This is a genomic window from Thalassospira sp. NFXS8 (assembly GCF_040148805.1).
Classification (GTDB): domain Bacteria; phylum Pseudomonadota; class Alphaproteobacteria; order Rhodospirillales; family Thalassospiraceae; genus Thalassospira.
Genome location: NZ_JAGEMF010000002.1, coordinates 1,322,790 through 1,344,219, shown reverse-complemented (window position 1 = coordinate 1,344,219; position 21,430 = coordinate 1,322,790). Strand labels below are relative to the sequence as shown.

The window sequence follows — 21,430 nt, the reverse complement described above, 5'->3', positions numbered from 1 at the left end:
GACCCCTACCCGGCCTGTCGCAATCTGACAGGACCGGGATGAATTGCCGGTTTAGCGGAACCAGACACCGCAAACAGCCAAAATCAGGGGTTCTTTAACGCCAAAACGGCTTTTGTTTATCAAAGGCTTTCCATGCGGCGGCTATTCCCTGTAACCGGTAATCAGCCCGCGCGCCATACCAGCCCGCAATTCGCCCGACGCCGATCAAACCTGCGGCATCAAGGTCAGGTTGCAGTACCGATAGTCTGGCTTCGGCAACGGCAGCATCATTTAACTGACCCAGAATATCCTGCAATTCGGCCAGGCTGCTGCGAAATTTTTTAACCGATTTACCGCCATAGATTTCATAGAAAAAATCACAGGCATAACGCATCTGTTTTACATCCAGCCGCCAGGCATGCAGGCCGGTGATGCTAAGTTCGGTCAAATTATCGCCGCGACGGGCCATGCGCTTGCGCGCTTTTTCCAAAAGTGATGCGGCCAGTTCGCCAATCGGGGCGGACATGGCTCGCATTTGTGCCGCACTGGCCCCCGATGCCCAGCGCGAATAGCTCGACCATGCACCAAGCAGCAAACAAAGTTGCTGATAATCTGACGATTCCAGCATTGCAATTGCGACCTTGAAGGCCAGCGCACGCTGCCCTTCGGCGGCTTTGCGCAATTCGGCATTCGGGCCGTGTTCGGTTTTGTCAGGAAACCGCAGCTCAATGGTCGGCAGAGTTTCGTCCAAAAACACGTCCCAGTCGCGCAAGGCATCCAGCCCCTTGGCGCAGGATTTTAACAGGCGGCGAATTAAAACAGCTTCGCCCGCCGGCAGGTTATGGCGAAACAGGCTAAAGGCAACACGCAACCTGCGCATTCCGACGCGCATCTGATGGCACCCTTCGGGGTGCAGGTCTTTGCGCACACAGACTTCGTTGCCCAAAATCATGGTTACACCCTGGGCAATCACCGCGCGAAAGGCTTCTTCCGCACTCATATCGGCCTGCAAACCAACCGGATCGGCACGATAAAATGTTGGCTGTTCATCAAAATAAAGCGACCGACCGCGTGATGCCTTGGAACGCAAACTTAAATACAGCGGCACGGTGCGCTGCAATTCCAGCGCCAGGTCAAACAAGGTGGCAGGGTGGCCTTCCTTTAATTCCAGTTCAACTTCGGAAATCGGGGATTCGCGGTTTCCGGCACGCACCACACCCTGGTCAATTGCCAGTTCCATCACCGCATCCCGATACCCCAGATCAACGCTGGTGCGCGCAAGATCGGTTTCAAAAATGCGTTCGATTTTCTTGCTTTTAACCATCTTGTCGAGCAAGGCGAGAACGTCCTGATCGCTGAATTTTGACAGATCAAGTTCACCGTTTTCAAGCTCGACCGTCCATTCCTGTCGCTCTGGCAGGGCGGCGCGCAGTCCGTTGGATGCCTTAACCGTTTGCTCCCATCCGGTGGCACCTTTTTTTCGCACCCGAATCGCAAGCCCTTTGCGTGACAGCGATAATTTCGGCGTATCGTAATAGATCGACACCAGTTGCGTTGTCGATAAACGCCGCCCTTCTTTTACTTCGCGCAGAACCGGCGCTTGTTTAAGACGATTCACATGCTTCGGATCGATCCGCATCTTTAGCTCGATCTCGATCTGTTTCTCCGCCATGCCGGATCCTTCTAATGCAACCTGTTTCTGATCAAGCGTCTAACGCCGCATCACACGGTTCGCTCAAACAGCTATTCTATCGTGAAACATATTTCAGCAATTTGAAATGATATCGCTCATACATGCATCAATTCTTTGTAATATTCCTGTAAAAATCAGGGTAAATCGCGGAAATGCAAGCATTTTTACGCCAAAACACCGGTATGTGAAGTACGATGTTCATCTGAATATCGAACCCGGCCAAGTCATGTTCATACAGTCACGACTCCGGTCTGTTTCGCACATTTTCTACCCTGTTTTACGCAGGACAAAAAACAGGCCGGGCTACGACAAATCCCGAATGGCGGATTCTTGCAAACAGATGCACCGTTGCAAAAGAATAAAGTATTGTGGAAATTGACCCTGAAAAAAGGCACAAAAAAACCCGGCCAAAGCCAGGTTTGTTTTGATCTTCAAGTGGTGCCCGGAGGCGGATTCGAACCACCGACACGCGGATTTTCAGTCCACTGCTCTACCAACTGAGCTATCCGGGCAACCTTGAAGCGTTTCCGTTTCCGGAAGCGTTCCCTGCGGAACGAGCGGGGTTATACAAGCTGGCTTTCACCTTGTCCAGCCTGTTTTCGCATTTTTTTTGAACTTAAAATTCGTCTTCATCTTCAAGGTCTTCAAGATACTCTGGCGGCTCGGTCGCGGGGACGGCATAGCTGGCGTTCAGCCATTTGCCCAAATCCAGATCCGCACAGCGTTTTGAACAGAACGGTTTGTATTTTTCCACCACCGGGGCGCCACACATCGCACATTCCGTAATCTTCGATTGCGCCTTGCTGGTTCCCGATGCCGTCATTTTACCTGCCATACCCTAAACCCTTTCAATCACATATTGATCCAGTGCCAGATCGGCATCTGCCACCCGTTGCGGCAACACACCAAACAGGTCGGTTAAAATACGCTGGCAATTTTCCTGTTCGTTAAACATCCGGGCGATAACCGGATGCAGGCGCAAGCAACATTGCCCCATCGGCTGATGGCGCAAGGCACCTGCAATGCCACGCAAAACGGTGTTTTTGGCTGCTTCGTGCCTGGGCACGCCCCATTGGGTTAACGAACCACCTTTATCAAACATCAGCGATGCCAAATCGGCCCCGCTGCGCTGGCGCGTCAGCTCATATAAACCTAACCGGGTGAAACCGCCCATTTGCACCGCACCATCCATTTCGGCGCCAAACCGGGTTCGCAAGGCTGCTTCAAACGCATCACGGGCGGCCCGGCCCGGCATTCGGATCGGGTCGATCACCACCAAACCGCCAATATTGCGTATAATCACCTGATCAACAATTTCAGATGCCGCAGCCAGATTAACATCCAGATTGCGCCGGTCGGCATTTGCCCCGGTTCCGGTTTGCGCGCCGCCTGCATTAACATCGATGGCGCAAAGTGCTGTTGTTTGTTCAATTGCAATCCAGCCACCGCCGGGCAAGTCCACCCGCACCCCCAGCGCCTCGTCCAGCGCCTTTTCAACGCCTTGATGGGTAAACAGCAATGAATTGCCCTTATGTGCGCTCAGTGCCGCATCATCGGCCCCATGTGCGCGCAAAAGACCCCGCAGCCGGATATATTCAGCCATACCATCCACGATACATGGCAAACCGGCCATGACATGGCGTTCAATCACCTGATCAACATCGGACAAGGCCCGAAAAACCTGCCGGGGTTTTTCGGCATTTTTATGCGCCGCCACCGCCTGTTGCCAGACCGATTTAAGCCGGGCAAATTCACCACGCAAGGCATCATCGCTCCAATCGGCGGCAGAACTGCGCAAGGTCAGGCTTTCGCCCTGTTGGGTCAGCGATTTTAAAAAACCCGCCAAATGGTCACGTCGTGCCGGGTCATTTATCTTGCGGGGAATATCAATAACATGGCCGGCGGGGCGAAAAATCATCGCCATGCCTTCAATGGCAATACGACCGGTCAGTTTGGGACCTTTGTCGTCAAATCCCAGGCGCGAGACCTGCACAACAACCCATTGCCCTTCATGCAAAGGGCCATCTATGCGGTCAAGGGGCAACAATCCATCGCCGCCCCCCTCCAATACCACCATTGCAGCGGCCATTTCGGGCATAACGCGCGAAACCCGGCCAATATGAATATCAAACCGGCGTGGTCCGCCCCGATCCAGCCAAATACGCCTTACACGGTCATCGGCAACCAGAGCAACCCGGCGCTCATCGGCCACCGCATCAATCAGTAACAGCCTGTCGCGCCAGTTTGCCTGATCGGGCATTTATTCTGCCTCCGGGTAATATCCCAAACCACGTAGTAATGCATCGGCATCATACAGCGACAAACCAACCACGTTGCTATACGACCCGGAAACATGGCGAATAAAAACCGCTGCCTGCCCCTGGATGGCATAGGCACCGGCTTTTCCCTGCCATTCGTCCCCGGCAAGATAACGATTGATGTCACCTTCGTTCAGGCCGCGAAAAATAACCTGTGTTTCCACCACACGTGATCGCAAGGTGCCATCAGGGGCGATCACACAAATGCCGCCATGCACCCGGTGACGCCGCCCTGACAACATACGCAAAAACTTGCGCGCCTCGGCGGCATCTTCGGGTTTGCCCAGGGCGCGCTGCCCGCAGGCCACCACGGTGTCAGCCGCCAAAACAAACGCCCCCTCGTGATTTTCGGCCACGGCACGGGCTTTTTCCTCGGCCAGGCGCAGGGCAAGGCGGCGCGGGCTTTCGTCACGCTGCGGTGTTTCATCGATATCGGCAGGCGAAATCGCATCGGGTGTAATGCCGATCTGGGTCAGCAATTCAACACGCCTGGGCGATGCCGAGGCCAGAACAAGTTTGGATGAAACAGTCGTGGACAAAGGATGGCTCTCCGTTTGCAAAATGCGGTGCAAAGTCGAACCATAGCAGGACAAACGCCCCGATAAAACCGGCCCGGTTGCCCTTTGCCGTAAACAAAATGCGATTTAATAAAAAGGGCTATAAACAGACAAATGCCGCCAGATCAAAGATCATGCGGCATTGCGTCGGTTCGCGCAGGATAAAGACTGTTCCAGTTTTAACGGGGTGTTTTACACACCCCTAGCCGCCCTGTGAACAAGGCGGCAACAAACCGGAACTTCTGCTGCGGATTATTTAAAGCGGAAAGTGATCCGACCTTTGGTCAAATCATACGGCGTCATTTCAACGCTGACGCGATCGCCAGCCAGAACGCGAATACGGTTTTTCCGCATCTTGCCCGAAGTATGAGCGAGAATTTCGTGGTCATTGTCCAGCTTCACGCGGAACATCGCGTTGGGCAAAAGTTCTGTGACTGTGCCCTGAAACTCGATAACGTCTTCTTTAGCCATGTGACTCCTAAACTTTCGTGCTGCAACACCAACGACCGGTTGGCGCAAACTGCGCTGTTCACGCGAAAAGGTCAAGCCCTTTCGCATGTCGCACAGTGCGCCCCGGCAATGCGGTACGTGCATGTTTCGTTTAATATAGGTAACATCCCTGCGCAGGGCCACCCCCGCCTGCGTTATTTATGCCAAAAGATGGATGTTTGATGAAAACGGTTCTAACCCCCGATCAATTCCCCAAAATTCGCCCCGCCACCGCCAAGGATGCCGGGCACATGCACGCCATGCTTAGGGAAATTGCCCGGGTCACCGAGAGCCTGGACAAATTTACCAGCACAAAAGAAGACATCATCCGCGACGGATTTGGCAACATCCCCGCCTTTCATGCCCTGATTGGCGAAACAGATGCCGGAATGCCACTGGCGATGTGCCTGTATTTCGACAGTTATTCAACTTTTCGCGGCAAGGCCGGCATTTATATTCAGGATTTATATGTGGATTCGTCCCTGCGCGGCGGCGGATTTGCCCGTTACCTGTTCGCCCATGTCGCCGCCCACGCCCGGCAAAACAATCGGCATTACATTCGCCTGTCGGTGGATGCCGAAAACATGACCGGGCAAAAATTCTATCGCAAAATTGGAATGAAAAGTGCCGTCAATGAACGCATTTTTGTTCTGGATGGCGATGCCCTGAGCAACCTTGCCAGCGAGGCCGAGATCCTGGAGTAAATATTCAGATAATCGGCAGGTCTTAAACCTTGGGCGGCGGAGCCAGCGGAAAACGTTCAAGAATGCGTTTTTTAAGCTGATCGCGCACCTGACGATAGGCTTCCAGCCGGTTTTCGCGCGATCCCTCGATCAGGGTGGCATCGAAGGTATTCCAGAACTCGACATCGCACGCCATGGTACGGGTCATCTCCATCGCCCGGTGCTGGGCTTCGGGCGACAGGGTGACAATCAAATCAAAAAAGCCGTCTTCAAGTTCGTCAAAGGTTTTAGGCTTGTAGTTTGAAATATCAAGGCCGATTTCATCCATGACGGCCACGGCAAAACCATCAAGGTCGCCCGCCCGCAACCCGCAACATTCAACATAAACCCGGTTACCGTGAAAATGCCGCATCAATGTTGCTGCCATAATGGAGCGAACGGCATTGTAACTGCAAGAAAACAGCACGGCACCGGGAATATCCTGCGCCACCTGCCCTTACCCCCGAATATGCAAAACACAAATCAGGGTAAACAGCCGCCGGGCTGTGTTTTCGTCCATCACAACCTTTTCCGACAGCACATCACGCAATTGTTCCGACCCCTCATTGTGCAAGCCACGCCGTGCCATATCGATGGTTTCAATTTGCGCCGCCGACGCCTTTTTGATTGCATCATAATAGCTTTCGCAAATCATGAAGTAATCCTTCACGATGCGACGAAACGGCGTGAGCGGCAAAACAATGGTTGTCAGGTTTTCGCTGTCGTTGTCGCCACGCACATCCATATAGATGCGGTTATCCTCGATGCGCATATGCACAGAATAGGGACCGGTAAAATCACCCGCCGGGGCAAAGTGATTTTCTTCCAGCAAATCATAAATCGCGACCGCCTGCTCGTGTTCCACTTCCGGGCGGCGGCGTATGGTATATTTCTGGTCAAGATATATACCGGCGATACACTGATTGTTTTCGGTGCGTGCCATCATCTTTTCCCCTATCCCCGGTGGGTGCATGTCATGCTGTGGTGCACAACCTTACATGCGGTTGGAGCGGATCGCTACTGAAAGTCCATGCGCATGCAAACCTTCGCTTTCGGCCAGAGCAATTGCCGCCGGGCCAATTTTAGCCAGGCTTTCGGGTGTGCATTTGATCAGGGATGACCGTTTGATAAAATCCAGTACCCCAAGCCCCGATGAAAACCGTGCCGAACGCGCCGTTGGCAACACATGGTTCGGCCCGGCAACATAGTCGCCAATGGCTTCAGGGGTATATCGGCCAAGGAAAATTGCCCCGGCATGGTGAATTTTATCGGCCAGCGCATCAGGATCGTCGACGGCAAGTTCAAGGTGCTCGGGTGCCAAACGGTCAACCAGAGCCGGAGCCTGGTCAAGTTTTTCCACCACAATAATCGCCCCGAAATCGCGCCAGCTTGCCCCGGCAATTTCCGCACGCGGCAAGGTTTCCAGATGAACATCAATGGCTTTTTGCACCGCCTCGGCAAAATCGGCATCATCCGTAATCAGAATCGACTGTGCCACCGGGTCATGTTCCGCCTGCGACAGCAAATCGGCTGCCACCCAGGACGGGTCATTGCTGCCATCCGCCACCACCAGAATTTCCGACGGTCCGGCAATCATATCAATGCCGACCTGGCCGAAAACCCGGCGTTTTGCCGCTGCCACAAAGGCATTTCCGGGACCAACAATTTTGTCAACCGGGCGAATGGTTTGCGTACCATAAGCCAGCGCTGCCACTGCCTGCGCCCCGCCAATGCGGTAAATTTCATCAACCCCGGCAATGCGGGCGGCAGCCAAAACCAGCGGATTCATTTTATTATCCGGTGTTGGCACCACCATTACCAGCCGTTCCACCCCGGCAACCTTGGCCGGAATCGCATTCATCAAAACCGATGACGGATAGGACGCCAACCCGCCAGGCACATAAAGCCCCGCCGCGCTAACCGGACGCCAGCGCCAGCCCAGTTCAACACCGGTTTCGTCAGTATAGCGTTCATCTGCCGGCAATTGCCGGTCATGATAGGCGCGAATACGCGCGGCAGCCGTTTTTAACGACTCCAGCAATGCCGGTTCAATGTCGGATAATGCCAGATCGACTTCTTCCGGCGTTACCGCCATGCCTTGCGCATCAATCGATAAACGGTCAAAGCGATTGGTATATTCCACCACCGCATCGTCGCCACGTTTGCGCACATCGGCAATGATATCGGCAACGGCAGCGTCAACATCGGCATCCGATTCGCGCTTCATCCCCAGAAGTTTGACAAACTCTTCTTCAAACCCGGCATCGGTAATCGACAGCTTAATTGGCATTGCGCACCTCGGAAAAACGGTCGATCAGGGGCTGAATTTCAGTCGGGCGGGTTTTAAGGGCAGCCCGGTTTACAATCAAACGCGATGAAATATCGGCGATATGTTCAATTTCACGCAAGCCATTGGCCACCAACGTATTGCCGGTCGATACCAGGTCAACAATACGGCGGCACAAGCCCAGGGTCGGGGCAAGTTCCATCGCCCCGTTAAGTTTAATACATTCAGCCTGCACACCGCGCGCGGCAAAATGATTACGCGTAACATTGGGGTATTTGGTGGCCACCCGCACATGCGACCAGCGCGACGGATCATCCCCTTCGATCATATCTTCGGGTTCAGCCACGGCCAGGCGGCAATAGCCAATGCCCAGATCCAGCGGGGCGTAAATTTCGGAATAATCAAATTCCATCAGCACATCGTTGCCGCACACCCCGATATGGGCCGCGCCAAAAGCAACGAAGGTTGCCACATCAAAGCTGCGCACCCGAATAATATCAATATTTGGATGGTTGGTGGTAAAGCGCAACGCACGCGATTTGGAATCATCAAAGGCTGCTTCAGGCTCGATGCCAGCCGCCCGCACCAGGGGCATTACCTCGTCCAGAATGCGTCCCTTGGGCAGGGCCAGCACCAGCTTTGCGTCGTCAGTCATTAATCAGTCGCCTTGCGCTTTGTTATCTTGTCATATCCCGAACCGGGCCGGGCGAAATTACATATTGTTCCCCGCCCCGCAACCCGGGGCGGGTATCACATTTACGGGCGATTTATTCGCTTACCCGTTCAATTTTGGCCCCGCAGGCCGCCAGTTTTTCTTCCAGCCGTTCATAACCACGGTCCAGATGATAAACACGGTTAATCACTGTTTCGCCCTCGGCGGCCAAACCGGCCAAAACCATTGAAACCGACGCACGAAGGTCGGTTGCCATCACTTCGGCACCTGAAAGTTTGGCACTGCCACGCACAATGGCCGAACGGCCATGCACATTAATGTCCGATCCCATACGGCTTAGTTCGGGGACATGCATGAAACGGTTTTCAAAAATGGTTTCCGTAATCATCGATGCACCATTGGCGACCGTCATCAAAGCCATAAACTGGGCCTGCATATCGGTCGGAAAACCGGGATAGGGTTCGGTCATCACATCAACCCCTTTCAGGGTCGCACGATTGCCGCGCACGATCATGCCGTCTTCGGTTTCGGTAACTTCAATACCGGCCTCGCGCAGGGCATCAATCAACGAACTGACCAGCGCAATCCGCGTCCCCACCAGTTCAATCTCGCCGCCGGTAATGGCGGCAGCAATGGCATAGGTGCCGGTTTCGATGCGGTCGGGCACCACCGAATATTCCGCGCCGTGCAGCCGCGGCTTACCGGTAACTTTCAGGGTATCGGTGCCAATACCTTCAATTTCGGCCCCCATCGCCACCAGGCAATGGGCCAGATCGGCAACTTCGGGTTCGCGTGCTGCATTGGCAATGGTCGTGACACCATCGGCCAGTGATGCCGCCATAATGGCATTTTCAGTCGCACCAACCGAAACCTGCGGAAACAAAATATGCCCGCCCTTAAGGCCATCGGGGGCACGGGCCTCGATATAGCCCTCGGTCAAATGAATTTCGGCCCCCATGGCTTCGAGTGCCTTTAAATGCAAATCAACCGGTCGGTTGCCAATGGCACAGCCACCGGGCAGCGAAACACGGGCAATGCCACACCGTGCCACCAACGGCCCCAACACCAGCACCGATGCGCGCATTTTGCGCACCAGATCATAAGGAGCGGTTGTCGAGGCGATTTCCTTTGCCTGCATATCCAGCACCCGGCCAGTATGCCCGCCATTGGGTGCATTACCGTTCAAATGCAGGGCAACCCCGTGCTGGCCTAACAATTTCGCCATCGATGTAATGTCATCAAGATGGGGCAAATTGCTAAGGGTCAGGGTTTCGTCAGTTAACAGGGCTGCAGCCATCAGCGGCAGCGCCGCATTTTTGGCCCCGCCAATTGCGATTTTGCCCTGCAGACGACGGCCACCGGAAATCTTGATTTTGTCCATTCAATCCTCGTTAAACCGCACAATGGTGCGGCATATATATTTTCAGGAGTGCGCCCCGGTCTTAAAGACGCGGCAGGGTCACACCTTTTTGGCCCATATATTTCCCGGCGCGGTCGGCATATGACGTGTCACATTCTGCCTCGGCCTTTAGAAAAATAAACTGACACGCCCCTTCATTGGCATAGATCCGTGCCGGAAGCGGGGTGGTATTTGAAAATTCCAGCGTCACATGCCCTTCCCATTCGGGTTCAAGCGGCGTGACATTGACGATAATGCCACAACGGGCATAGGTCGATTTCCCCAGACAAATCACCAGTGTGTCGCGCGGAATACGGAAATATTCCACCGTGCGCGCCAGGGCAAAACTGTTGGGCGGAATCACACAAACATCGGTCTTGCGATTCACAAATCCCTGATCGGAAAACTCCTTGGGATCGACAATTGCCGAATCGACATTGGTGAAAATCTTGAATTCATCGGCAACACGCGCGTCATAGCCATAGGAACTAACCCCGTAGGAAATGACACCATCGCGCTTGATACCATCGACAAATGGCTCAATCATGCCATTTTCTCGTGCCATCTGGCGTATCCAGTGATCCGGCCTTACCGACATATCCTCACCTCCGCCAAAAACATTACAATCGTCACCAAGGTTTTACCCGCCCCGGCCCTGCAAGATCAACCAGACGATGCCAACAAAGCGGCCTTTGCCTGCATTTTTATGCCGATCAGCCCCTACAGATAACACACAAGCCGTTAATCAGGCGTTTGGGCCATGTTTTCAGGCCTTGTCATTTCCCGCATTCGGGGCTTCGTCCGTTGAAACATTATCGGCTGTATTCGCAGCATCGCCCGACTCATCATCCTTACGCCCGCGTTGCTGTTGCTTGCGTCGTGCAAGATTGGCCCGCAGGGCTTCTGCTTCACGTTTCAGGCGTTGCGGCGAGGCAACGGGCTTGGCCTGTTTTTTCTTTTCACTCATGGTCACTTCTGATGTTTGAATTTCTCTGAAACAAGCAGGTCAATCCGCGCGAAACATACACGATAAGGTGGCAAAATCACGGCTATCACCCTGCCGATTTAAAAGGTGCATATTTCGGGCTTGACCAGACGCTAGGCAGTAGCCTATAACCCGCCCGCACCGCAAGGGTTCTTGCTGCCGTAGCTCAGGGGTAGAGCACTCCCTTGGTAAGGGAGAGGTCGAGAGTTCAAATCTCTCCGGCAGCACCATTTGCCCGAAATCGGCCTGTTACAGGCTGCCGTAGCTCAGGGGTAGAGCACTCCCTTGGTAAGGGAGAGGTCGAGAGTTCAAATCTCTCCGGCAGCACCATTTTCCAGACATTGCTGATCTTCAAAAAACATTTGGACCTGGCTTTAACAGTCAACCGGGTTTTATGCTGCGTGCCTTCCGGCAGCTTTTTCCTACACTTTTGGTCGGGCCGGTAATTTCGCCCATCCCTTTTGTGGCCTTTGCCCTGTTTTACCCCATACCAACACGCGCAAAGCACTGCAAAACCGGCATATTCTTTGCTTGTTCCTATCAGTTTCACTGTTTGGGAAAGGCAGGATCATGTCAGGGATCGAATCTGCAACCAGTGCCTATTATGCCACCACACAATCCGGTAGCGGGGCCGGGGCCACATCGGGCAATGATGACAGCTTTACGGACAATTTTGATTTCAGCGAGGAAATGTATTCAGACCCGGCGATGCGCCCCTATCTGGAAAAATATTACGAAAAAGCCTATGCCCCGATGCGCGAGCGGATCGCTGCGATGCGCGACAGCGATTATGAACCTGTCACCGTGACAGGGCCGGACGGATCAACCGCAACCGAGCTTTCCGCCGATCAATATGAAAGAATGATTCCCGGCTTTGACAAATGGCTGGAACTCCAGCAGCAATTTTCGCCGTTTGATTTCGAGCAACAACAGGCTGCGATGCTGGAACATGCCAAGCAATCGGTGGCGACACTCGAAGCAAGAAGTCCTGATTCACCATCTGACGTGCGGGTGGTCTTTTCCAATGGCGACCAGATTTTGGGTTACATGGATGAAGCAGGCGGTGTTGCATCCCATAGCGGCGGGCATGCCTTACAAAGCGTCGTCCAAAAGGCCAATGAATTAGGGCTGCGCGGCCAGGCCCGCGAAGATTACATCACCCGTGAAGGCACCAAAGCCCTGTCCGGGCAATATCCGAACTTGACCGTGAACCACTATAGCGACGAAACCGCCCCAACCCGGCGCGAATTTTCGCAAAAATGGTATCCAAACCACGATATTGACCAGAACTATGCCACGGCCCTCGCCGACGCACGCGAACATCTGTCCCAACAACAAAGCCAGTATGACCGCATGCAGTCCAACATGCGTGACATGCAGACTTTTCTGCTTGGCCTGATGGAGCAAAATGCGGCTTAATTTTTTCGGCAAAACCGCTTTAAAACACATCAGGCACGATTGCCTTACGTGCAATCGTGCCTGAAAGCCATTTAACCGAATAAAACCGTTAACCGTAAAACTCGCGATACCAATCGACAAAATTGCCAATGCCGGTTTCAATCGATGTTTCGGGCTTAAAGCCCACCGCATCAATCAGGGCATCGACATCGGCATAGGTGGCGGGCACATCGCCCGGCTGCATTGGCAACAGATTTTTTTGGGCTTTCTGGCCCAGTTTATCTTCCAGCGTTTCAATCATGTGCATCAGCTCTACCGGGCTGTTATTGCCGATATTAAACACCCGATACGGGGCGGAGCTGCTGGCCGGGTCCGGGTTGGCCGGGTTCCAGTTCGGGTTCGGCTGGGCGATGCTGGAAATGCAGCGATAAACGCCTTCGACGATATCATCGATATAGGTGAAATCGCGGCGCATTTTGCCTTCGTTAAACACATCAATCGGCCGCCCTTCAAGGATGGCCTTGGTAAACAGAAACAACGCCATGTCCGGGCGGCCCCACGGGCCATAGACGGTGAAAAAGCGCAACCCCGTTGTCGGCAAACGATAAAGATGGCTATAGGTATGGGCCATCAATTCGTTAGCTTTTTTCGATGCAGCATACAGGCTGATCGGGTGATCAACATTGTGATGCACGGAAAAAGGCATTTCCGTATTCATGCCATAGACCGAACTGCTTGAGGCATAAACCAGATGCTTCACACCATTGTGGCGGCAGCCTTCAAGAATGTTGGTAAAACCAACCAGATTGGCATCAATATAGGCATGGGGGTTGGTCAGCGAATAACGCACCCCGGCCTGTGCGGCCAGATTCACAACATAGGTCGGCTTTTCAGTGGCAAACAAATCGGCGATACCGTCGCGATTTTCCAAATCCATGCGAACAAACCTGAAACCATCACGGCCTTCCAGCCGGGCCAGGCGGGCTTCTTTCAACGTCACATCATAATAATCGTTAACATTGTCCAGCCCGATAACCTGCGCCCCCTGATCCAGCAGCTTGTGGCTAAGATGCGAGCCGATAAAGCCCGCGGCCCCAGTGACCAGCACAGTTTCATTGGCAGGAATAACAAACGACGTCATATGGATTGCCCTGTTCAAGCTGTTTTGCTGCGACCATCGCCCGCAGACCAATAACTTTACCCGTTTCACAGATGAGGGCGTATAGCATAAGCAAACGCCCCCGGAATGACCATGATCTAGCAGCGGACCATACAAGGTGCAAGCCTTTGCCCGGTGCGCACATAGTGCATTCTGTGTTCACCGTCACAAGACTCCCGGGCAAAAATGCGTTATGATTTCGCTGTTCAGTTCTTAAATCAACGCATGAAGGCTTTTAGACGGTCATGATCGGACCCGGTGGTGTGGTAACAAATGCGGCCAAAGGCAGTTTGGGAGTTATCCTGAATGTCCGCGAGATCGCACGCACGGCCAGTGGCGATATTCTGACTGAATATGAAGCAACCGAAATCCCGTCGCAAGGCAGTGGCAGCAGCAGTGGCACAGGTGCCTATGGGGGTATTGAAGCCAAACGAACCCGGCTGATCGATGCCAGCAATCTGACGGCGGCACAGGCCCGTGAAGGCGGCATTTCAACAGCCGAATATCAGGAAGCCCGCGACGCGGCGACCCAAAAGGGGGCGGGCGCAGCCAATGACGCGGCAAAAACGCCTGCCGAAATGACCGATGCCGAACGAGCCGAACTTTCCCGCCTTCAGGCCCGGGATTCGGCAGTGAAGCAGGAAGAAAAGGGCCACGCCGCAGCCGCAGGGCAATATGCATCCGCCCCGCAATATCAATATGAAATCGGCCCGGATGGCAACGCTTATGCCGTTGGCGGCCATGTCGATGTCAGCATTGCCTCGCAAGGTGGCAGCGATACCAGGTCGGCCCTGGCCGCCTTGCAAAATGCCGCTCTGTCACCCAATGCCCCATCGGGGGCGGATATGGCGGCTTTTCGTCAGGCGACGATGTTGCTTGGAATGCAGGACCAGCAAAGTCCCCCCACATCCGACGCTAAGCCCGACATGGAACCAGCACAAATTGCCCTAAATACCAACAATACCCCGGCGTCGGCGCAATCCCTCGTTAATACGGCATTATCTGCATATGCGGCAGCAGGCCAGAAGCCGGATGCAGATGAAAACGAATCCCCCTTTGCCAGTTTGGCAGGCACGGCAGCGCAAGACCGTCAGCAACGCGGCAGTTTTTTCAACTCAAAAGCGTAACCCCAGCCAATCAAACGCATTTTAGGGTTTTAAATTGCGACTCCCCTATACCATTACATTATGCTGATGTTGAGGAAGCCGATTTTGTTTAGGATTGCATGCCACCCACCCGTATAATCATGCTAACACCGTAATCTTCATCCGTTTGACAGCGGTTCGGTTTTATTTAATTCTACGACCACACTTAGTGAAAGTGTGGTTTGGGAAAATGTACAATATCGCGCTGCAATGCACTTTTCCCGGTGCGGCAGCGCCAGATGTGTGAATGTAATGTATGTTCACACGTCAAAGAAAGAATATGGCAAATAACATGAACATCCTGCTTGCGGACGACCACGATCTTGTCAGGGATGGCATCACGTCATTTCTGCAAACTGCGGCACCAGATGTAACAGTTGCCCAGGCGAAGGATTTCGCCGAAGCACTGGCAATTGTAAATGGTGAACGATCAATCGATTTGACCATCCTTGACTTGAACATGCCTGGCATGAACGGGCTTTCGGGCCTGACTGTTATGCGTCAGAAATACCCGGATGTTCCGGTGGTCATCCTTTCAGGGTCGGTTAAACGCAGCGATGTCTTGAACGCACTGGAACATGGCGCATCGGGTTATCTGCCCAAAACATTGTCTGGTAAATCGCTGATCAATGCCTTGCGACTGGTTTTGTCGGGCGAAAAATATATTCCGTCGGCTCTGCTTGAAGATGACGGCGGCACCATCCGCCCCGGCGAGATTGACCTTGACGGCCTTGAACCTGATAACCCCCTGCGTCAGTTGACCAACCGCGAACGCGAAGTTCTGGCATTGTTGACCAAGGGCCTGTCAAACAAGGAAATCGCCAAACAGCTTAGTGTGCGGGAAATTACCGTTAAGGTGCATTTGACCGGCATTTTCAAAAAGCTGGGCGCGGCAAACCGGACCCAGGCGGTTAAAATTGCCATGCAGTTAGGCTGGGAAGCCTGATCATCACAAGCTATCGGCACGTTTTGGTACTCGCGTAACCTGTCGTACCTTACTTGCCCCCTGACCGGTTCGACATAACAGGCGCCTTTGTGCGCCTGTTTGTATGTCCGGCCCTGGCCGGGTTGATCTTTTCAAAATCAACTTAATTCAGGCCTGCCCGCCCATCAGCTGCCATACAGGTTCTTGTCTGGCGGGGCCTCAATGCGACAATTTAAAATCGCCCCTCAGCCACCAATATCAAGTGCCAGTACCAGTTCATCAATAATCGCGTGCAATTCCTTAAGATCCAATGGCTTGGCCATAACCATGACCGGCGCATCCTCGCTGGTATCATGCGGCATTTCGGCATCCCCCGGGTGCCCCGTCATCACAATAACCGGGATCATCGGGTTGCGCTCGCGAATGGACCGGATCAACTGGTTTCCATCCATCTGGGGCATCCGAATATCGGTAATTAAAATATCCGGGGCAATAATACCGGCAATGGCCAGGGCATCTTCGCCGTCATTGGCCGCACTAACCGCGTATCCCTGCCCTTCGAGATAGGCCGATATAATTTCCATCGCATCGATTTCGTCATCCACGACCATGATGCGAATATTGCTGCGCCGTAAAATCTGGTCCGGGTCTTTGTGGTATTTTTCACGCGCGGTTGCGTCAACATCAACCGCAGCCGGTGCTGCAATTTTCTGGCCGATATTTACCGCCGGCAAAATAATTTCAAAACAGGCGCCATCGCCTTCGTTCCGGGCTTCAATTTCACCGCCCATGCCCTCGACAATGCCGTAACTCACCGAAAGCCCCAGGCCCGTGCCCTTACCCACATCCTTGGTGGTGAAAAAAGGATGAAAAATCAAATCAATGGCGTGTTGAGGAATACCTCCCCCATTATCATTAACCGCAATGCGTAAAAGCTCGTTTTCCTCATCCACCGTGGCAGTCACCCGGATCAAACCATCAATATTGCCCAGATCCTCGTGACTTTCGACAATGGCATCGCGCGAATTGGTCAGCATATTGACCAAAACCTGTTCAAGCTGCACCAGCCGCCCTGACACCTGACAGGGGATGGGCGATATCACCACATCCACATTAATTCCGGCCAGGTGGCAATCATGCTCCACCATGTTTACAGCCCGCTCAATGGCCTGCATCGGCTCAAATAATTCGAAATCGTCTTCATCCGGGCGGCTATAAACCCGCAAATGACGAATAATTTCAGCCATGCGTTCGGTTTGCCCGCTAATCAGGTTCAGCTTTTCGCGTTGAAACGCCGGGGAAACGCCGTCCATGTCATATTGCAATGCACAGGTATCGGCCGCCATACGAATAACATTCAATGGCTGGTTCATCTCGTGGGCAACGGATGCTGCCATTTCACCCAGGGTCGCCAGTTTTGATGTTTGCACCAGCTGGCGTTCAATTTTGCGTTTTTCCGTCACATCTTCGGCCACAATCAACATCGCCGGGTCGCCTTCGTGGGTAAAGGCAATGGCCGACACTTCCAGTTCCACCGTCACGCCATCGCCACGACGGCACAAAATCACAAAATCTGCCCGGCCATTATACCCGCGCGCATAACGCTCGATATGTTCCTCGGCAATTTCACGGCTATCGGGCAACAGCAATTCAAAAATGCTTTTACCAATCAGGGCGTCGGTATCTTCCACCCCTAAAATGGTAAGCCCTTGCTGATTGACATAGGAAATACGATCCCCCGTCAGAACAGCAATCAGTTCCGGGGCCAGTTCCACCAGCTTGCGATAACGCTCTTCACTTTCCTTAAGGGCCTGTTCCGAACGCGAACGCTCGATCGCATACCGAATAGAACGGCGGATCATTCGGCCATCGGGAAATTCCTTGGTCAGGTAATCTTCGGCACCATGCTGAAGGGCATCAAATGCCAGTTCTTCGTCTTTATGTCCGGTTAAAACGACAATCGGCACGCGGCTATCTGCATCGCGGATGCGGCTAATGGTTTGCACCCCCGATGAATCGGGCAATGTCAAATCCAGCAAAACCACATCGAACCGCGGGTCTGTTCGCTGGCGCGATAACAGTTCCAACGCGCTGGCCAAATTAATCCGATGTTCAATGTCAAAGGTTTCGCCGGCTTCTTCCAGCAAGGTTTTCACCAGAAATGCATCACCGGGATTATCCTCGACCAGCAATATGCGAAAACGGTTCTCGTTCATCTGTTCTGGCACCCAACCAACGAATATGCACAACCGGCACCCCGGTTTGCCAATAACAAAAGACCTGCCCGGTCAAACCGGCGGCAGGCCATATTAATTCATTTTAATTTTCTTGCCACAAAAGACAACTCAACCCAACCGGGTAGAACCACACATACAACAACACCATCGTCAAAAATCCACGACCCGGTTTCAGGTTTATTTAGCCCCAAAACACCCCGGATATCGATGATCGGACCAGATCATGTTTCCGCACGATCCTGTGCGGAAACAACAATATTGATCATGGCATTAAGTCTGCCTGGCGGATGGTGCCCCAATGGAGCCCCAACGGATGCGATAAAACTTCCAGCCGGGCATTATCCTTCAACCCTAGCAGGCTTTGACATCAATCACCAGACGCCCGCGCACTTCGCCTTTCAGGATTTTTTCGCCGTAAGGTAGAATATCGGCGAGTGCTACGATCTGTGTGGCTTCGGTTAACCGCTCCTTTGGCAGGTCGGTTACCAGTCGCTGCCATGCACGTACCCGCTTTTCATAGGGGCACAGAACCGAATCAATCCCGATCAGGCGAACACCGCGTAATAAAAACGGAATAACAGTGGCAGGCAAATCCGCCCCCCCGGCCAAGCCACATGCAGCGACAGCCCCGTGATATTTCATTTCAGCCAATATATGTGCCAATGTTGTGCTGCCAACACTGTCAATCGCGCCCTGCCAGCGTTCGCTTAACAATGGACGCGAAGAGGGCTCTGCCAGTTCGGCACGATCAACAACACCACTGGCCCCAAGATGTTTTAAATAATCGCTATTTTCCGGTCGCCCGGTCGAAGCCACAACCCGGTATCCCAAATGGGCAAGAATGGAAATTGCAACCGAGCCAACACCTCCTGCTGCGCCGGTTACCAGTATTTCGCCATCCTGTTGTGGTGAAATACCCTGTTCTTCAAGGGCCATGACCGCCAGCATCGATGTAAAGCCAGCTGTGCCAATTGCCATTGCCTGTGCTGTGGTCAATCCCTCGGGTAAAGGCACCAGCCAGTCGGCCTTGACCCGCGCCATTTGCGCATAACCACCCCAATGGCTTTCACCGACCCGCCACCCCGTCAGGATCACCTGGTCACCTGCTGAATATCGATCATCGGACGATTCAACAACTTCACCGGCAAAATCCACACCGGGAATATGCGGATACTGCCGCACCAACCGCCCCAATCCGTTAAGGATCATGCCGTCCTTATAGTTCAGGGTGCTGTGGGAAACACGGATCAGAACCTCACCCTCAGGCAAGTCATCAACCGATAATGTTCGAAATTCCGGGGTGACTTTTTTGCCGTCATCTGACGCATTTAACATCAAGGCACGAAAATCGCTGCTCATTGTCGCCTCCCGGAATGAATAACCAATCGGGCAAGGTAGGAAGCATGAACAAGGTTTGTCAAACACGAACCCCGTCAATACGACTTGTTACTAAGACACCGATGAAACCGGCACAACAGATGCAGCCCGCACCGCGATCCCGTCGCACATACTGCGGTAAAATGACAAAATTTAAAAATCAGACGGGTAAAGAATGGATATTGCGAGGGCAAAGCACGCTGAACGTCACGGAAGATTAGTCTTTTTTCATGTCGTTTTGAACAACAGGTGGCAAAACCCTCCAGGAAAACCAGCCCAGCAACGGTACAATCACCAAATCGTCAATCCAGCCCGCACCGACAATAAAATCCGGTATCAAATCAACGGGACTGACCAGATAAACCAACCCGGCCAATAACAGGGCTTTGCTACGCATCGGCACATCCCGACGCACCAACCCTTTAATCAGATTTGGAACAATTGCTAATCCGCTTCGCGCCAAAATCGGCCCCTGTTGTTAAACCTGATCTGGCAAAACACCACCACAAAACCGCGAACCAGGCTTTCTGCACGGATCTTTTATTTAACCTGAAAATCGGCCTTCACAAGATCTGACGACATTGACAGGGCCGTTTCTGTGCCATCCTGCTGCGCACGGCGTACCACCATCATCTCACAACCCGCAAGACACGCCTGCGTCGAACTTCTGTGCAGCTTGTCAAAGTTATACATGCTAACGCCGCTGGCGTGTGCCATCGACGGTGCCAAATTCGGGTCTTGCATCATATTGCTGGCTGCCAGCAGGGAAACAGTAGCGGCAAAAACCAGAATGCCGCCCAAGGCGAAATGCTCTATCCACGACATTATTGTATCCTCCGGCCACGTTCTTTAACAAAACATTACCAGATAAACATTTGGGAATTAGAAAGGTTCCCAAACAGATGCCACATAGGTTTTATTTTAAAAACAACACCCTGGATCGCAATACCTACGCCTATACAATCATATCCCTACGGATAAGAATGCATTATTTTCCCGGAAAAAATCTATACGACACACCTTCATCACCTTCCTTTGGTGACACATTCCTATTTGGGAATAAGGTTGATAAAAGCCTGCGCCGCATCTTCCCAGCCCCAATTGCGCTGCCGTGACAGGGCGGCCTTATGCTGCTGCAACCACAAACTGTCATCATTCAAAAGTTCTGCGGTCCGTGCCGCAAAAATATCGTCCGTACTGGCAACAAACCCTGTTTCACCATCGACGATACGCTCCGCAACGCAGCCAACATCCTGAATAACACAAGGAATGCCCATTGCCTGCGCTTCGCCCAGGGCCAGGCAAAATGTTTCGCCCACGTCTCCGCGATAAGGCATCACACGTGCGGCCTGCATTTCATCAAGCAACCGGGCCTTTGGCACCGGGCCGCGCAACACAACACCGCGATCCGCCAACGTTGCCGCATGGTCCAGAATTTTCTTCATCACCATTGCCTTGCGGTCGCCCGCGGCACCATATGTTTGTGGCCCGGCAAACACGTGCAATTCCGCATCGGGTGCCAGCGGGTGAATTTTTTCTGCCCACAAATCCACTAGCCAATCAAGTGATCGCAACGGGTTGGATGTGAAGATTGCCCGTTTGGGGCGTATGTCGTCCTTCACGTCGGCATGAAGAAACCGGTTTTCGATACCGCACGGTATGATCACTTTTTCACCAGATGGCACCCACCCGGGCATTGTTGCCATATGATGCTGTCCTGAAAAAACAATTGCCGGGCGCTTAACCAGAAGGCGGCGAAAAAAACGCCATTTTTTTAGAAATCCGGCCGGGTTATGAATCCAGAAAACCGTCCGTCGCGCCCCTGGCATTCTGGTAATCAGCTTGTCGCCACGATTGGCGATATACAAATCTGCCGTTGCCGGAAAATCATGGTCCAGCGGCTGCCAGTTGACACCATTACGATGATGCGGCGCATCGCATCGATTACATATCGTCACGTCATGGCCAAGGGCCGCCATACTTTCGGCAAGTGAAATAACCGCTGTTTCCGCCCCGCCAAGTGCCTTTTGATCCAGCGTATAGGCGTCGAACTTTATGCCGTCATCGGCCAGTACAATTTTCGCCAT

The 21,430-nt window shown here is 53.1% G+C and carries 22 protein-coding genes and 3 tRNA genes; 6 read left to right on the top strand and 19 right to left on the bottom strand.

The annotated features are described in order from the left end of the window. Window positions 1–94: 94 nt before the first annotated feature. The 6 genes from J4E05_RS15210 to infA all read right to left on the bottom strand — a co-directional run bounded on the left by J4E05_RS15210 (window position 95) and on the right by infA (window position 5,018). Window positions 95–1,651, bottom strand: coding sequence for a CYTH and CHAD domain-containing protein (locus tag J4E05_RS15210; protein ID WP_349597089.1), 1,557 nt, complete (start codon window positions 1,649–1,651; stop codon window positions 95–97). Between the two features lie 457 nt (window positions 1,652–2,108). Then, a tRNA-Phe gene (locus J4E05_RS15205) sits at window positions 2,109–2,184 on the bottom strand. 104 nt (window positions 2,185–2,288) lie between these two features. Continuing rightward, complete coding sequence (locus J4E05_RS15200; protein WP_246832960.1) at window positions 2,289–2,507, bottom strand: DNA gyrase inhibitor YacG; 219 nt, start codon at window positions 2,505–2,507, stop codon at window positions 2,289–2,291. A gap of 3 nt (window positions 2,508–2,510) precedes the next feature. Further along, window positions 2,511–3,932 (bottom strand): ribonuclease E/G, encoded by a 1,422-nt coding sequence (locus tag J4E05_RS15195; RefSeq protein WP_349597086.1) that lies wholly within the window; start codon window positions 3,930–3,932, stop codon window positions 2,511–2,513. Further along, window positions 3,933–4,529 carry a Maf family protein gene (locus J4E05_RS15190; protein WP_085591772.1) on the bottom strand — a complete coding sequence of 199 codons (597 nt, stop codon included), beginning with the start codon at window positions 4,527–4,529 and terminating at the stop codon, window positions 3,933–3,935. A gap of 270 nt (window positions 4,530–4,799) precedes the next feature. Continuing rightward, window positions 4,800–5,018: a translation initiation factor IF-1 gene (infA, locus tag J4E05_RS15185; protein ID WP_073955974.1), complete on the bottom strand. Its 219-nt coding sequence runs from the start codon at window positions 5,016–5,018 to the stop codon at window positions 4,800–4,802. A 200-nt stretch (window positions 5,019–5,218) separates the two neighbouring features. On the opposite strand from infA, the gene J4E05_RS15180 reads away from it, so the two are divergent. Beyond that, window positions 5,219–5,740 carry a GNAT family N-acetyltransferase gene (locus tag J4E05_RS15180; RefSeq protein ID WP_349597083.1) on the top strand — a complete coding sequence of 174 codons (522 nt, stop codon included), beginning with the start codon at window positions 5,219–5,221 and terminating at the stop codon, window positions 5,738–5,740. Window positions 5,741–5,762: 22 nt separating this feature from the next. Here the strand turns inward: J4E05_RS15180 and J4E05_RS15175 are convergent, their stop codons facing one another. The 7 genes from J4E05_RS15175 to J4E05_RS15145 form a co-directional block, all read right to left on the bottom strand. Continuing rightward, window positions 5,763–6,209, bottom strand: coding sequence for an arsenate reductase/protein-tyrosine-phosphatase family protein (locus J4E05_RS15175; RefSeq protein WP_085591768.1), 447 nt, complete (start codon window positions 6,207–6,209; stop codon window positions 5,763–5,765). Between the two features lie 6 nt (window positions 6,210–6,215). Further along, entirely contained in the window at window positions 6,216–6,701 is a 486-nt protein-coding gene (locus tag J4E05_RS15170; protein WP_085591881.1) for a UPF0262 family protein, read from the bottom strand. A 51-nt stretch (window positions 6,702–6,752) separates the two neighbouring features. Beyond that, window positions 6,753–8,048 carry a histidinol dehydrogenase gene (gene hisD / locus J4E05_RS15165; protein WP_085591766.1) on the bottom strand — a complete coding sequence of 432 codons (1,296 nt, stop codon included), beginning with the start codon at window positions 8,046–8,048 and terminating at the stop codon, window positions 6,753–6,755. Beyond that, window positions 8,038–8,700, bottom strand: a complete 663-nt coding sequence (gene hisG / locus J4E05_RS15160; protein ID WP_085591764.1) for an ATP phosphoribosyltransferase — start codon at window positions 8,698–8,700, stop codon at window positions 8,038–8,040. The genes hisD and hisG overlap by 11 nt, the downstream gene beginning before the upstream one ends. A gap of 112 nt (window positions 8,701–8,812) precedes the next feature. Then, window positions 8,813–10,099, bottom strand: coding sequence for a UDP-N-acetylglucosamine 1-carboxyvinyltransferase (gene murA / locus J4E05_RS15155; RefSeq protein WP_349597081.1), 1,287 nt, complete (start codon window positions 10,097–10,099; stop codon window positions 8,813–8,815). A gap of 61 nt (window positions 10,100–10,160) precedes the next feature. Further along, window positions 10,161–10,715, bottom strand: coding sequence for a dCTP deaminase (gene dcd / locus J4E05_RS15150; protein WP_085591760.1), 555 nt, complete (start codon window positions 10,713–10,715; stop codon window positions 10,161–10,163). 168 nt (window positions 10,716–10,883) lie between these two features. Continuing rightward, complete coding sequence (locus J4E05_RS15145; protein ID WP_349597079.1) at window positions 10,884–11,084, bottom strand: hypothetical protein; 201 nt, start codon at window positions 11,082–11,084, stop codon at window positions 10,884–10,886. Between the two features lie 173 nt (window positions 11,085–11,257). Between J4E05_RS15145 and J4E05_RS15140 the strand changes: the two genes are divergently transcribed. The 3 genes from J4E05_RS15140 to J4E05_RS15130 all read left to right on the top strand — a co-directional run bounded on the left by J4E05_RS15140 (window position 11,258) and on the right by J4E05_RS15130 (window position 12,521). Further along, window positions 11,258–11,332, top strand: a tRNA-Thr gene (locus tag J4E05_RS15140). Between the two features lie 25 nt (window positions 11,333–11,357). Next, window positions 11,358–11,432, top strand: a tRNA-Thr gene (locus tag J4E05_RS15135). A 240-nt stretch (window positions 11,433–11,672) separates the two neighbouring features. After that, window positions 11,673–12,521, top strand: a complete 849-nt coding sequence (locus tag J4E05_RS15130; RefSeq protein WP_349597076.1) for a hypothetical protein — start codon at window positions 11,673–11,675, stop codon at window positions 12,519–12,521. Window positions 12,522–12,609: 88 nt separating this feature from the next. Here the strand turns inward: J4E05_RS15130 and J4E05_RS15125 are convergent, their stop codons facing one another. Then, window positions 12,610–13,641, bottom strand: coding sequence for an NAD-dependent epimerase (locus J4E05_RS15125; RefSeq protein ID WP_349597073.1), 1,032 nt, complete (start codon window positions 13,639–13,641; stop codon window positions 12,610–12,612). Between the two features lie 263 nt (window positions 13,642–13,904). Here J4E05_RS15125 and J4E05_RS15120 point away from each other — a divergent pair, with 263 nt between their 5' ends. Beyond that, complete coding sequence (locus J4E05_RS15120; protein WP_349597071.1) at window positions 13,905–14,786, top strand: putative metalloprotease CJM1_0395 family protein; 882 nt, start codon at window positions 13,905–13,907, stop codon at window positions 14,784–14,786. A gap of 310 nt (window positions 14,787–15,096) precedes the next feature. Next, window positions 15,097–15,750: a response regulator gene (locus J4E05_RS15115; RefSeq protein ID WP_085591879.1), complete on the top strand. Its 654-nt coding sequence runs from the start codon at window positions 15,097–15,099 to the stop codon at window positions 15,748–15,750. Window positions 15,751–15,974: 224 nt separating this feature from the next. On the opposite strand, the gene J4E05_RS15110 is transcribed toward J4E05_RS15115, so the two are convergent. The 5 genes from J4E05_RS15110 to J4E05_RS15090 all read right to left on the bottom strand — a co-directional run bounded on the left by J4E05_RS15110 (window position 15,975) and on the right by J4E05_RS15090 (window position 21,430). Continuing rightward, complete coding sequence (locus J4E05_RS15110; RefSeq protein ID WP_085591751.1) at window positions 15,975–17,945, bottom strand: response regulator; 1,971 nt, start codon at window positions 17,943–17,945, stop codon at window positions 15,975–15,977. A gap of 372 nt (window positions 17,946–18,317) precedes the next feature. Continuing rightward, window positions 18,318–19,325 (bottom strand): acrylyl-CoA reductase (NADPH), encoded by a 1,008-nt coding sequence (acuI, locus tag J4E05_RS15105; RefSeq protein WP_349597067.1) that lies wholly within the window; start codon window positions 19,323–19,325, stop codon window positions 18,318–18,320. A gap of 235 nt (window positions 19,326–19,560) precedes the next feature. After that, a complete protein-coding gene (locus tag J4E05_RS15100; RefSeq protein ID WP_246832959.1) occupies window positions 19,561–19,740 on the bottom strand; it encodes a YkvA family protein in 180 nt (59 codons plus the stop codon). A 143-nt stretch (window positions 19,741–19,883) separates the two neighbouring features. Beyond that, a complete protein-coding gene (locus J4E05_RS15095; RefSeq protein WP_349597064.1) occupies window positions 19,884–20,168 on the bottom strand; it encodes a hypothetical protein in 285 nt (94 codons plus the stop codon). A gap of 224 nt (window positions 20,169–20,392) precedes the next feature. Continuing rightward, window positions 20,393–21,430: a glycosyltransferase family 4 protein gene (locus J4E05_RS15090; RefSeq protein ID WP_349597061.1), complete on the bottom strand. Its 1,038-nt coding sequence runs from the start codon at window positions 21,428–21,430 to the stop codon at window positions 20,393–20,395.

Excerpts from the sequence above, each read along its gene's own strand:
- J4E05_RS15210 (WP_349597089.1), bottom strand. The coding sequence starts at position 1,651 with ATGGCGGAGAAACAGATCGAGATCGAGCTAAAGATGCGGATCGATCCG.
- J4E05_RS15145 (WP_349597079.1), bottom strand. The coding sequence starts at position 11,084 with ATGAGTGAAAAGAAAAAACAGGCCAAGCCCGTTGCCTCGCCGCAACGC.
- hisD (WP_085591766.1), bottom strand. The coding sequence starts at position 8,048 with ATGCCAATTAAGCTGTCGATTACCGATGCCGGGTTTGAAGAAGAGTTT.
- J4E05_RS15110 (WP_085591751.1), bottom strand. The coding sequence starts at position 17,945 with ATGAACGAGAACCGTTTTCGCATATTGCTGGTCGAGGATAATCCCGGT.
- hisG (WP_085591764.1), bottom strand. The coding sequence starts at position 8,700 with ATGACTGACGACGCAAAGCTGGTGCTGGCCCTGCCCAAGGGACGCATT.
- J4E05_RS15095 (WP_349597064.1), bottom strand. The coding sequence starts at position 20,168 with ATGTCGTGGATAGAGCATTTCGCCTTGGGCGGCATTCTGGTTTTTGCC.
- J4E05_RS15115 (WP_085591879.1), top strand. The coding sequence starts at position 15,097 with ATGAACATCCTGCTTGCGGACGACCACGATCTTGTCAGGGATGGCATC.
- infA (WP_073955974.1), bottom strand. The coding sequence starts at position 5,018 with ATGGCTAAAGAAGACGTTATCGAGTTTCAGGGCACAGTCACAGAACTT.
- J4E05_RS15125 (WP_349597073.1), bottom strand. The coding sequence starts at position 13,641 with ATGACGTCGTTTGTTATTCCTGCCAATGAAACTGTGCTGGTCACTGGG.
- J4E05_RS15195 (WP_349597086.1), bottom strand. The coding sequence starts at position 3,932 with ATGCCCGATCAGGCAAACTGGCGCGACAGGCTGTTACTGATTGATGCG.
- J4E05_RS15130 (WP_349597076.1), top strand. The coding sequence starts at position 11,673 with ATGTCAGGGATCGAATCTGCAACCAGTGCCTATTATGCCACCACACAA.
- J4E05_RS15100 (WP_246832959.1), bottom strand. The coding sequence starts at position 19,740 with ATGCGTAGCAAAGCCCTGTTATTGGCCGGGTTGGTTTATCTGGTCAGT.
- acuI (WP_349597067.1), bottom strand. The coding sequence starts at position 19,325 with ATGAGCAGCGATTTTCGTGCCTTGATGTTAAATGCGTCAGATGACGGC.
- J4E05_RS15200 (WP_246832960.1), bottom strand. The coding sequence starts at position 2,507 with ATGGCAGGTAAAATGACGGCATCGGGAACCAGCAAGGCGCAATCGAAG.
- murA (WP_349597081.1), bottom strand. The coding sequence starts at position 10,099 with ATGGACAAAATCAAGATTTCCGGTGGCCGTCGTCTGCAGGGCAAAATC.
- J4E05_RS15120 (WP_349597071.1), top strand. The coding sequence starts at position 13,905 with ATGATCGGACCCGGTGGTGTGGTAACAAATGCGGCCAAAGGCAGTTTG.
- J4E05_RS15180 (WP_349597083.1), top strand. The coding sequence starts at position 5,219 with ATGAAAACGGTTCTAACCCCCGATCAATTCCCCAAAATTCGCCCCGCC.
- J4E05_RS15090 (WP_349597061.1), bottom strand. The coding sequence starts at position 21,430 with ATGGCGAAAATTGTACTGGCCGATGACGGCATAAAGTTCGACGCCTAT.
- dcd (WP_085591760.1), bottom strand. The coding sequence starts at position 10,715 with ATGTCGGTAAGGCCGGATCACTGGATACGCCAGATGGCACGAGAAAAT.
- J4E05_RS15170 (WP_085591881.1), bottom strand. The coding sequence starts at position 6,701 with ATGGCACGCACCGAAAACAATCAGTGTATCGCCGGTATATATCTTGAC.